This window comes from Pseudoalteromonas sp. 2CM32C (assembly GCF_023161925.1).
GTDB classification, from domain to species: domain Bacteria; phylum Pseudomonadota; class Gammaproteobacteria; order Enterobacterales; family Alteromonadaceae; genus Pseudoalteromonas; species Pseudoalteromonas marina.
In genome coordinates, this window is record NZ_JALNTI010000004.1 from 57535 (window position 1) to 69365 (window position 11831).

The following is an 11831-nucleotide window of genomic DNA, read 5'->3' on the forward strand; positions in this document are numbered from 1 at the left end:
GTTAGAGGATAAAGGCTCAGTAGCAATTACAGACTCCACGTAAATAACTGTACTGAGCATCTTTGATTGACCCGTTCAAAGGTACGATATCAGGGAGCCTCTCACAACAAACCTGACACCGGTGTCACTGTATTAACTCATAGCTATGACACCGGTGTCAACCCTGACCGCTAAAATTAATTTAACTTTTTATCATGACCAATTAATGAACACTTAAATTCTTGTGTACATACAGACTTTTATCAAGCTACGGGCAAAAAAAAGCCTGAATAAGCGTCACTCTTATTCAGGCTACTGTGAAAAAGTATTTTATTGGTTTACGCGAGCTGTTGATTCACGCGTTATTAAACGCGATTCAAGCGTAATTTGAAAAGGCTGTTCTTGAGGCTCTGTAATGTGATTAATTAATTGAGTAACGGCAAGCTTTGTCATCTCTTCTACTGGTTGGGCTATGGTTGTTAACCCTGGCCATATGTGGCGTGCAATAGGTGCATTATCAAAACCAGCTATAGATATGTCGTCAGGTACACGCAATTGCCTTTGTGTTGCAAGTTTAAGTACTGCAGCTGCCATGTAATCGTTCGATGCAAATACAGCCGTAGGCCGTGGCGACAAGTCTAAAATACTGCGGGCGCTGTCTACACCCGAGTGGTAACTAAAGTTACCCTCTTCAACTAATCGCTCGTCAAACTCAATATTATGATCGGCTAATGCACGCCTGTAGCCTTTAAAGCGCTGCTGTGTTGCACTGTGATCGGGGTGACCTTTAATAAATGCAATTGACTTGTGACCAAGGCTGATTAAATGTTCTGTAATTTCAAATGCGCCCTGCTCATCGTTACTACGAACAGAAATAGACTCATCTTGTAAAATTGCGGACGCTACTCTCGCAAACGGGATTTTTTTAGCTGTTAAAAACTCAACCAGCTCAGGAAAATCACCAAAAGGTGGCGTAAGTACAATACCATCTAAACGGGATGTTTGAAGTAACTGCTCAACGTTGCTAATTAAAGCCTCACCTCTGCATTCACATGGGTGAATTAGCAAGTTGTAATTGTTTTCTTGGCAAGCGGCTAGAGCCCCTGTTTGAACACGGGTTATGTAGCTTTTACTTGGGTTGTCGTACAAACAACCAATAATAAAACTTCGATTTTGTGCTAACCCACGCGCTATAGGGTTTGGCGTGTAATCCAACTCTTTAAACACAGCGAGTACTTTTTCGCGAGTGGCTGCACTCACGTTGGGCTCGTTATTTAGAACCCGCGATACTGTCTTTTTAGATACGCCAGCATGACTTGCTACGCTGTTGATTGTTACTTTCTTCATCACTCTATTTTCCACATGCAATCAACAAAAAACTAATTGGCGTTGTGCAAACACGCCGCTGCGCCAATTAATGGTATGTTGTCTTGTGTCACTAATGTAACAGGTATTTGCCCTGTGTATTGCGACATAATCCCTTTTTGCGAAAAGCGTTCAACAAAACGGCTTTCAAGTAATCGAGCTTGCATACGCGGTAATATTCCACCACCTATAAATAGGCCACCCAATGCGCCATAAGCTAGTGATAAATCGCCTGCTACGCTGCCAATCCAATCACAAAATTGATTCAGGGTTGCATCGCACACATCACATTCGCCACTATTTGCTAAGCTGCTAATTTGTGCAGCATCAAGATTTTTAGGCGATTGCCCTTTAACTGCAGCCATTGCTTTATATAGATGGGTAATACCAGGGCCTGAAAAAACGGTTTCGACAGACACGTGTTGATGCTCTTTTTTTAGTTCTTGAATTAACAAGGCATCAAGCTCTGTTACCGCAGCAAGCGATATGTGCCCACCTTCCGAACTTAAAACAGAAGTAGAGTGAGATGTTCTGACTAAACAAGCCGCACCAAAGCCAGTTCCGGGCCCCATTACACCAATATTTGCATTGTCATCAGCTTGACCTGCTTTTATAACAACATTTTGAGATGGGCTTAAGTAAGGTGCAGCGTAAGCAAAAGCAGCAAAATCATTAATAACATCAAGCTCTTTTAACTCAAAATGAGTCTTAAAATCGTTAACACTAAAGTGCCATCCTAAATTTGTTAAATGTACTTGCCCTGCTTTTATAGGGCCAGCAACTGCCAAACATGCGCGTTTTGGTACAATATGTGGTACGGTTGATAAGTAATGCTCGAGTGCTTTTTCAAGTGAGCCAAAATTAGCACTAGGAAACGTATTATTATGCTCAATTGCAAATTGATTTGTTGTATCATCAAACGATGTAATTAAAGCAAAACGAGCATTAGTGCCACCAACATCGGCAACTAAAATAGGATCAAATTGGGTAGAAGAGTTTAGGCTCATGGTGTTATCTCTTTTGTTTAAGCAATCAGTGCTTTTTGTTCTACAATAGTAAACCATTGGTGTAATTGCTTTAGGCTATCACCCTAAAGCGGCTATCAGAGAAAAAATGCTGCCTGTAGCAATTACAAACAGCCAATTCGTTTTGACAACAAAATGATAAAACACAAATATTATGACACCGGTGTCACAGTCAAATCAATAAATAATTTACATTAAACACAAAAAGCTTGAAATATTTAATTAATAAACGAAAATGGCACTATTGTGTATTACTTAACTAAGTTGTGATAATGAAAGGTAAAGCTACATCATTTGATATTGCCCACTATGCAGGGGTATCTCAATCAACTGTATCTCGCGCTTTACGAAATAGCCCGCTTGTTAACGAAGAAACACGTAAACGTGTTCATGACATTGCAAAAAAACTTAATTACAAGGTCGACAAAAACGCAAGCAACTTGCGCACGCAACAAAGCAGCACACTCGCACTTTTATTATTTGAAGACCCTACCTCAGACGAATCACAAATTAACCCGTTCTTTTTATCTATGCTCGGCAGTATTACACGCGCGTGTGCAAAAGAAGGCTACGATTTATTAGTATCGTTTCAATCAGCCAGTGCAGATTGGCAAGCCGATTACGAAGATAGTCACAGAGCCGATGGCATTATTTTGCTTGGTTATGGCGATTACATTGATTTTCAGCCCAAATTTAAAACACTGCTTGAGCAAAACACTAAATTTGTATGTTGGGGGGCAACGGTAGATAACAGACCTGATTTAACCGTGTGCTGTGACAATTACGGTGGTGGTAAACAAGCTGCGGCTCATTTTATAGCTCACAACAGACAAGATTGTGCATTTATTGGCGATGCTTCTGACCACAGTCCGGAATTTTTTGCGCGCTTTCAGGGTTTTAAGGACGAGCTAGAAGCTAACAATATCGCAATAAATGAACGTAAAATGGCTAACGCTATTTCAACGGAAGAATCTGGCTATCATGCAACTCGCTCGCTCATTGCCAATAATATTAAATTTAATGCGTTGTTTGCAGCAAGCGACTTAATTGCAATTGGTGCTATCAGAGCACTCAAAGAAGCAAACATTAATGTCCCTAAAGATGTCGCTGTAGTCGGGTTTGATAACATAGCTATAGCCAGTTTTGTAAACCCACCACTGACAACCATAGAGCAGAATACAACTCTTGCAGGGCAAATGCTCGTTGAAAATTTACTCAAACTAATCAGAGAAGAAGATGTGCAAAGCACCCTTTTACCCCCTGTGCTAATTGCTCGCGGATCGAGTTAAATATTAAGAAAAGTCATGAAATTTAAACAAATGTAACACCTCCCTGGTTTACATTTGTTTACAAATTTCAAGCCAAATCAACATAATAATTTAACTATCAAAAACAATATCTTACATTTACCCCAGCACTTTCACGTGCACCAATTATCATTCTTAATCATTATACCTGTTGAAATGCAATGTTTTTTGAATTGGACCGATTTACTTAACACGCATCATGATGTAAATTTATTGTGACTTATCTATCTTTTTATATATAAGTTGTTAAACATTATAAAAAAAATATCACAGGGATTTTAATATGTTCAAAACCAAAGCTCTATCAAATGCAGTAAGGTACTCTTTATTGTTAGGCTCTGTAGCACTTGCCCCCAATGTATTGGCGCAGGAAGAGTTAAACGCAGACGTAGACGTAGAATTAGAAGAAGAAGGTCCTGAGAGAATTGTTGTTACCGGCTCTCGTATACGAAAAGCAGAATTTTCTAATGCGTCCCCAATTCAAATTATCAATGGCGATTTATCACGCGAAATGGGGTTGTTTGACGCAGGCTCTATGCTGCAATCCACAAGCCAAGCTGCAGGTACACAAATAGATAATACATTTGGTGGTTTTGTATTAGATAACGGTCCGGGCGCTGCAACAATCGGGTTTCGTGGTTTAGGTGCAGAGCGTACTCTTGTACTAATTAATGGCCGAAGAATGGCTCCTGCTGGCGTTGGTGGTGCACCAACTTCTCCAGATCTTAACTTAATACCAGGTGTTATGGTTGAACGAGTTGAAAACTTGTTTGACGGTGCATCAACTGTTTATGGTTCTGATGCGGTAGCCGGTGTAGCTAACGTAATATTGAAAAAAGATGTTGAAGGATTCATTTTCGACGCATCGTACCGTCAGCCTAAAGGTGAAGGCGGAGAAGAAACTGTACTATCTGGTATGTGGGGTAAAACCATGGACAATGGTTTTATAACAGTCGGTGTTGAGTACTCTGAGCAAAAATCTCAATCTCTATCTGGTAACCCTTTTGTTAAAGGCTGTGAAGAGCGTATTTGGGAAGCAGAAGATGGAAGCATTGTTACGCGCAATAGTGGCTATGGTCCAGTTGCAAGTGGTGAAGACTCTTGTGACATATTTCCTTTAACGAATCGCATTAGTGTTCCTTCGTTTTTTGGAAGTGTTTACTACACACCTAATTTTACGAATACAGGGATACCTAATTTTAGTGAATCAACTGTTCCTGCAAGCCTTGAAGGATTTTTTCCATCTTGGGTAGCGGGTGATTTTGATGGCGATGGCATTAATGATGGTGTATTTGTTGATGGTGATGGTGATGGTTTCCGTGATGTTGACTTCCAAAACCCACTATATGCATTCCAACAATCTGATTATTACAAAAGCGGTGATTACAGAAGTAAAAATGAACGCATCTCGTTAATGCTAAACGGTGAATATAACTTTCAAGATGATAACGATACTACATTTTATTACGAAGGTTTATACGCAAGTCGTAAATCACCAATTTTTAGCCCAGGCGCACAAATTTTTGAGTATGTACCAGAAACAAACCCATACAACCCTTGTGGAACAAATGGCATTGATTGTTTTGGCGTTTTAGGTGTAGGTCCTGGAGGCCCTGAAACAGTTCGCCCTATTATAAATATTCGTGGAGATCGTGACCGTACTGATGTTGAAGTTTCTCAATATCGCTTAGTCTCAGGTGTAACGGGTAACTTAGGGATGTTTGAGAATGTCGGTTTAAACAACTGGTACTATGATGCATCCGTATCTTACAGCGCATCTAAAGGTGATGATCACCGTGTGGGTATTGATGAAGAACGATTACTTTACTCTCTAGAAACATCTGTACTCAATGATGACGGCACTGTTACTTGTGGTACAGGTTCTGATGGCTGTGTTCCTGTAAATTTATTTGCTGATAGTATATATCAAGAAGGTGGCGGAACGCTTTCACCTGAAGAAGCGGCGTACTTGTTCATTGACCGTGATATAGAGACTAAGGTAAACCAATTCGTATTCAATGCGTTCATGGGCGGTGATTTCTTTGCATTACCATGGAACGATGAAACTGTAGCTGGTATTGTTGGTGTTGAATATCGACGTGACGAAATTGAATCAAACCCGAATGCTGCAGCAGCTCAAGGCTTGCTTTGGGGTTACTTCTCTGACCAAGGAGCAGATGGTGCACGAAATCTAAAAGAGGTATTTACTGAAGTTGAATTCCCTTTACTTAAAGGTCTTAAAGGTGCAGAAGAATTAACGTTTACGGCCTCTGGTCGTGTTTCTGAAGAGTCTTTTTACGATGCTGAATCTACGTACAGTATCAAAACCATTTATCGACCTGTAGATTGGTTCACACTTCGTGCTACGAAAGGTACTTCATACAGAGCACCAAATTTACGTGAACGTTTCTTAAATGGTACCTCTGGTTTTAATACAGTTGCAGATCCATGTGTTGTACCTGAAGATGCACGTGATATTGATCCATTAAATCCAGGCGCTGCAGCGACATATAATGCAGCTGAAGAAACTCGTGATGCTGCGGTATTGAACGCTTGTCAAGCATCTGGGGTTGATCCTACTTCACTTGGCTTAGGTCAAGACGGAACAACGGTTTACACTGCAGGATATAGTGCTGAAATAGAAACTGGTGGTACTACAGAGCTTCAACCTGAAACCTCTGTAGCAAAAACATACGGCTTTATCTTTGAACAACCATTCAGTGAAGCGTTTGATTTAACTCTATCATTGACGCGCTTTGATATTGAGGTTACCAACAGTATTGCAGAGCCAAGTGCAGGATACAGCATTGCACAATGTTACTCTGCAGACGGTAATGAAGCATTCTGTGACAGAATAAACCGTAATGCTAATGGTCAAATTAGCTTGGTTGATGCTAGCTTTATCAATATTGGCTTAATCTCATCTAAAGGTTTTGACTACAACGTTTATTTCGAAACTGATACTGTTATAGCCGAGCAAAATTTAGGTATTACTCTAGACCTTCAAGCAACACGTATGACTGAACAAGTATACGATGTGCTTGGTACAATTGACGATAATATGGGTGAACCAGATTCACCAGAATGGCGTGGTACAGCTCGCTTACAACTGAAATACTCTGATTTCAGATTTAACTGGGAAACTCGTTTCATCGGTAAAGGTCGTGAAGATGAAGATGATTTAGGTGAGTTTGAAGAAGGTACTGCAGGATGTCGTGGTTTAACTGACGCTAATGGTGAAGCACTTAAGTGTCGCCCTGTTGGTTTCACTGATGACTACTTTGTGCACAACGTTGGTCTTACATGGTCTAACGATGCATACAAGGTTAACTTAGGTGTCCGTAACGTATTTAATGAAGCGCCACCAAAAGTAGATCCGAGTGGGTCTTTCTCAAATACTAACATCCCACTGGGTGTTGGTTACGATACCTCTGGTCGAAGCCCTTACATCAGCTTTACAGCATCATTCTAATTTAGAATGGCTAAGTAAATTTCAATACAAATGGCCTAAAATTTTAGGCCATTTTTTTTGAAGGAATAAAAATGAAACTAAAAAAAAGAATGTTAGTAGGATTGAGCTTACTAAGCCTATCTTCTTTCGCCAATAGCGAAACTGAAGATACGACGCAAGTGAGCAGTATCGATGCTTTCTCAATGTCGGCTGCTATTCGGAGCGTTGTAGCATCACCAGATGGTAATAAGCTTGCTATTTTAAGAGCGACTACCAAAGATGGTGATTATATTATTGAGATACGAGATCCTAATAATCTAGAAGCAGAACCTGTAAGATTAGGTGCTGATAAGATGTTGATATCTTCCATCGTATGGTTAAACGATGAAAAAATTGGCGTTATGTTTAGGCAAATACTTGAAGATGGTAGTCGCAAATACTGGGTAAACAAATTTGCAATAACAGATGCAGATGGTAAAGGTGACTGGTTATTACCGTTTAAGAAAAAGCGAAATGTTCAATTTAATATAATCAATATACTTCCAGACAAAAAAGATGAAGTACTCGTAGAAGTTGATATTAATAATAACTACATTCCAGATGTAGTCCGATTTAATATTAATACTGGACGAAGTGTTACTGTAATGCGTGGTAATGAAAAAGTATCAGGCTCGTTTTTATCTGATTACGATGGTGAAATAAGAATAGCCCAAGGTTGGAATAAATCTGATAACGCAATTGATTATTACGCACGCGATAAAGGCAGTGATGACTGGAAAGTAATTAAGCAAGTTAGTCCTAAAAAGCGTGAAAGCTTTGAGATATTAGGATTTGCGAAAGGTAACCCTAACGAAGTTTATGTAAACGCTAACTTGGGTGAAAATACGACTGGTATTTATATATACAATATTAAAACAGGTCAGTACACTGACCGACAATTTGGTCTTAAATCTGTAGATACCGATGGTGTCGTACTTGATACCGACGGCACTTTACAAGGCTTTCGCTATACAACCAAGCAACCTAAGTTTTATTTCACAGATCCTAACCTTCAAGCACTTAACGAATCTGTTTCCTCCCTATTTAAGGGTAAATTTGTACAAATTGTTAGTAGCTCTGAAAACGATAACGTATTAGTGGTTAGAGTATCTGCTGACGACAATCCTGGCAGCTATTACATTGTTACTAATAAGCAAAAACTAACTAAAATTGGTGATCGACTCCCGTTTATTGATAAGAGTAAGCTAGGAACCGTTAAGTATATCTCTTATAAAGCTAGAGATGGTCGTAAAATAAAAGCATATGTAACCATCCCGGCTACTAAAGGCCCTTACCCTGCGGTAGTGCTTCCTCATGGTGGCCCTTGGGTGCGAGATTCCATTGTGTTTGATGATTGGGCACAGCTACTTGCTTATCATGGGTATGTAGTTATTCAACCAAACTATCGTGGCTCTACTGGTTATGGTTTAGAGCATTGGATGGCTGGTGATAATAACTGGGGCTTGAAAAAACAAGATGATTTAGACGATGCTGCGCAGTACTTGATCAAAAAAGGCTTAGCGACAAAAGATAAACTTGCTTTATTTGGCTGGAGCTATGGTGGTTACGCTGCATTTGCTGCATCTATGCGTGAAAACAACATATACAAATGTGTTGTTGCCGGTGCTGGGGTAAGTGATTTAAGTCGTATAAATGCAACCCTTAACGAAAATCGCTTTTTAAGTATTTTACAACGCCCTACTATTTCAGGTGTATCCCCTGTAGAACAAGTAGAAAAGGTAAATGTTCCTATATTGGTTATACATGGTGATATAGACAGTCGTGTTCCAGTAAAACACAGTAGAGACTTCGTATCAGAGCTTGAGAAGTATAAAAAAGACTTTAAATATGTTGAGCTAGAAGATGCCGATCACTTTTCCGATACGCTTTTCTACGATCATAAAAAAGAGTTTTATACAGAGTTGTTATCATGGTTTGATAATAAATGTGGTCTCAAATAATATAAATAAAAAAGTGGCATTCATTTTATTTGAAGAGCACTTTTTGTGTATTAAGTGAGGATATGGAAAAAGGGCTTCTAAATTTATTTAGAAGCCCTTTTTCCAACTACAGTATTTTATACCGTTCCTCAATAATACTTAATCATTTTTTGGGGCTAAACTTGTCGCTAACGGCGTTAAAAATGTGTCATTTAGAACAGCTAAGTAGCTAATTTTTTAGCCAAGCTATCAACGCATTTTTCTAGCCCTCAAATAAATCACTTAATTATGCGAATTGGTATGATGTATTATTTCTTTAGCGATTCTTCAACAACTGGGTAATGATCCCATACTTGTTTATCACTTAGTGAGCGCACAAGCTTAACGTACTCAGCATGTGTCCATGCTAATGGGGTTGCTGAATTAGTACCTTCGCCTAGTTCATACCCCGCTTTGTTGACACCTACACCATCCCATACTTGCTCAGGCAGCATCATGCCTTCATTCGCAAATTGTTCTAAACCTTTTACGTAACTATTTCTAATATCAGCCTGCTTAGCATCATTCAATGTTTTGGTAGCGTTGGCCGCCGCTATTTCGTAATGGCCACGTTCACCGGTGAAAAATGGCCATACACGACCACGCTGGCCTGGTGTGTTTGCGCCACCTTCTGCGTAATTAGTGCCTGTTACCTCATCTTCTCCGTAGCCATCATTGCCATATCGACGATAACCTGCAAAGGTGCCGCTACCGTCTTCAAAACTAAAGCTATATTTTACCTGTAGGTTATCTTCAAGCGTTTCATCGTCGTATTCAGGCAGTGTTTTAACAATACTTTCGTCGGTTGCACCGCGAACGCCATAGCGAACTAGCTCTAAAAAACCGCCATCTAAAATTTGCTTTTTATTAAACCCTTCACGGCCATTATTGGCGTTAATTTTAGTGTTTGAATTGGCGCCAGTGTCCTGACCAATGCGAATAAAATATTCACCATCGGTACTTTCGCCTTTTAAATTACCCTCTGTAGTAAACATTTGCGATTCTATTTCGCTGTTATACTTTTTAGCCGTTTCTAAATAACGCTTAGCGTTTTTATCATCACCGCTAAGTGTTGCTATGTCGCTTGCTGTTATTAGGCCTGCAACAATTGCGGCAGTAGTAGAAGGAGAATATCCTTCTTGCTCTTCCCAGCGCTCCTGCTGTGTTGCCGGTGGAGTGATCTGCGTGTCGTTCCATAAAATTTTAGCAAGGCCTCCATCAACTAAAAAGTCAGCTGCAGGTTTTAACATTTTGCCGTACCAAGTTTTTAGCTCTTTATCGCTTAACACATCCGCTTGGTGAAGTTTCCAAGCAAGCATAATAGGCATGGCTGTTTGGTCAAGCTGTACACCCACCCATTCAAGTTCACCATCAACATGTGTTTTTTGTAAAAACCAGCCAGTATCACCATTGTTACCCGGTGTACTGCTGTTAACTTGTACTTTTTCAAGGTATTCGAATGCTGTTTTAGCTGTAGCGGTATCGCCGAGCGCCATAAAAGCCATAGCTACTTGATAAAAATCGCGTACCCATACCGCTTTATAACCGGTAGAGCCCTCTTTAGCAGATACGGTTTCGCCCCATGGGTTTGACAGTGACGCAATAAGCGCTCCCGCGTGTGTTTTATCTTCTTGCGCTTTTAAAACCATAGCACTGGTGTATAAAAGCTTGCCGTTATCGGCAGTTTGTTCAGTGATTGTATTTAGTGGTTTAAGGCTTTGTAGATAATCTTGCCAACCTAGCGCATCGCCTTTACCGTTGTAGTGATCGAGTACGGCTTGGTAACCCTTAGCCAAACTTTGTTCGCCTTGCTGAATACTTTGCTGCTGGGTTTTTCCAAAGCTTAACGCTAAATCAAATGTGGTGTTGCTACTAATATCACCGAGTTCTGCAAGCATGTTTACATTACCTGAAACTTCACCGGTATTTGTATACTGATTATTAATTGCTTGCGTTGTTTTAAGTGCATTAATACCATCACTTTCACCTGTAAATCCTACTGTTTTAGCTTTAAAAGGTGAACTTGATTGTAATGTTAAATAGTTATCGCCTTCCCATGCGACGAGTCCTTGTTCTGTTGTTTTAGCAAAGTCACCTAACCCGTTATTGTTAATGTACGGGTTAACGTTAACGTAGGCTTTTAGACCCTCTAATTGAGTATTAAACACACTTCGTACAAATAATGTTTGTGTATCTGGATCGGTAAATATGTGCTTTTCTAAGCTAAAGCGGCCTTTCTTATCGGTACTTGTTACCTTATAAGCAAGCGAAAGCGGTCTGCCTTGCTCATCTTTGTATAAGTAATCAATGCTTACGTCTAAGTCATCCGCTTCGGTAACGGTAAAATCATTACCTGTTACTATAAATTGCATGTCTTTTATTTGCGCTTGGTGAATAAGCCCAAACATGGTTTCGGTGATCATTCCTTTAGCAATAGAAAACCATACTTTAGACACATTGCCTGTTGCGGCTGTATCGCTGTACTGGCCTTTTTTATATTCTTCAAACGATGTGCCGATACCTGTTTTGCCTGCATACGCCCAAAATGGCTCTACCCCTGGGGCGCCTGGTGCCGATGTAACTTGTGCTGAAGTACTTTCATTAGTTGTGCTTGTGTTTTGTGCGCCACAAGCCGTTAAACCTAATGCTAAAAGTGAAGCGGTTATAAGGTTATATTTTTTCATTG

At 39.9% G+C, this 11831-nt stretch carries 6 protein-coding genes; 3 read left to right on the top strand and 3 right to left on the bottom strand.

The annotated features are described in order from the left end of the window. Positions 1-309: 309 nt before the first annotated feature. Both MTF67_RS09600 and glk read right to left on the bottom strand, forming a co-directional pair. Positions 310-1326, bottom strand: coding sequence for a LacI family DNA-binding transcriptional regulator (locus MTF67_RS09600; RefSeq protein ID WP_010557463.1), 1017 nt, complete (start codon positions 1324-1326; stop codon positions 310-312). Positions 1327-1358: 32 nt separating this feature from the next. Next, positions 1359-2351, bottom strand: a complete 993-nt coding sequence (gene glk, locus MTF67_RS09605) for a glucokinase (RefSeq protein WP_248519389.1) — start codon at positions 2349-2351, stop codon at positions 1359-1361. 290 nt (positions 2352-2641) lie between these two features. On the opposite strand from glk, the gene MTF67_RS09610 reads away from it, so the two are divergent. The 3 genes from MTF67_RS09610 to MTF67_RS09620 all read left to right on the top strand — a co-directional run bounded on the left by MTF67_RS09610 (position 2642) and on the right by MTF67_RS09620 (position 9127). Continuing rightward, positions 2642-3658 carry a LacI family DNA-binding transcriptional regulator gene (locus MTF67_RS09610; RefSeq protein ID WP_010557464.1) on the top strand — a complete coding sequence of 339 codons (1017 nt, stop codon included), beginning with the start codon at positions 2642-2644 and terminating at the stop codon, positions 3656-3658. A 301-nt stretch (positions 3659-3959) separates the two neighbouring features. Then, complete coding sequence (locus tag MTF67_RS09615; protein ID WP_248519390.1) at positions 3960-7148, top strand: TonB-dependent receptor; 3189 nt, start codon at positions 3960-3962, stop codon at positions 7146-7148. 71 nt (positions 7149-7219) lie between these two features. Continuing rightward, positions 7220-9127, top strand: a complete 1908-nt coding sequence (locus MTF67_RS09620; RefSeq protein ID WP_039036875.1) for a prolyl oligopeptidase family serine peptidase — start codon at positions 7220-7222, stop codon at positions 9125-9127. Positions 9128-9414: 287 nt separating this feature from the next. Here the strand turns inward: MTF67_RS09620 and MTF67_RS09625 are convergent, their stop codons facing one another. Continuing rightward, on the bottom strand, positions 9415-11829 hold the full coding sequence (locus MTF67_RS09625) for a glycoside hydrolase family 15 protein (RefSeq protein WP_248519391.1): 2415 nt from the start codon (positions 11827-11829) through the stop codon (positions 9415-9417). Between the last annotated feature and the right edge of the window lie 2 nt (positions 11830-11831).

What these genes read in the sequence shown, in the direction of transcription:
- MTF67_RS09600 (WP_010557463.1), bottom strand. Translation starts at nt 1,326, where the DNA reads ATGAAGAAAGTAACAATCAACAGCGTAGCAAGTCATGCTGGCGTATCT.
- glk (WP_248519389.1), bottom strand. Translation starts at nt 2,351, where the DNA reads ATGAGCCTAAACTCTTCTACCCAATTTGATCCTATTTTAGTTGCCGAT.
- MTF67_RS09610 (WP_010557464.1), top strand. Translation starts at nt 2,642, where the DNA reads ATGAAAGGTAAAGCTACATCATTTGATATTGCCCACTATGCAGGGGTA.
- MTF67_RS09615 (WP_248519390.1), top strand. Translation starts at nt 3,960, where the DNA reads ATGTTCAAAACCAAAGCTCTATCAAATGCAGTAAGGTACTCTTTATTG.
- MTF67_RS09620 (WP_039036875.1), top strand. Translation starts at nt 7,220, where the DNA reads ATGAAACTAAAAAAAAGAATGTTAGTAGGATTGAGCTTACTAAGCCTA.
- MTF67_RS09625 (WP_248519391.1), bottom strand. Translation starts at nt 11,829, where the DNA reads ATGAAAAAATATAACCTTATAACCGCTTCACTTTTAGCATTAGGTTTA.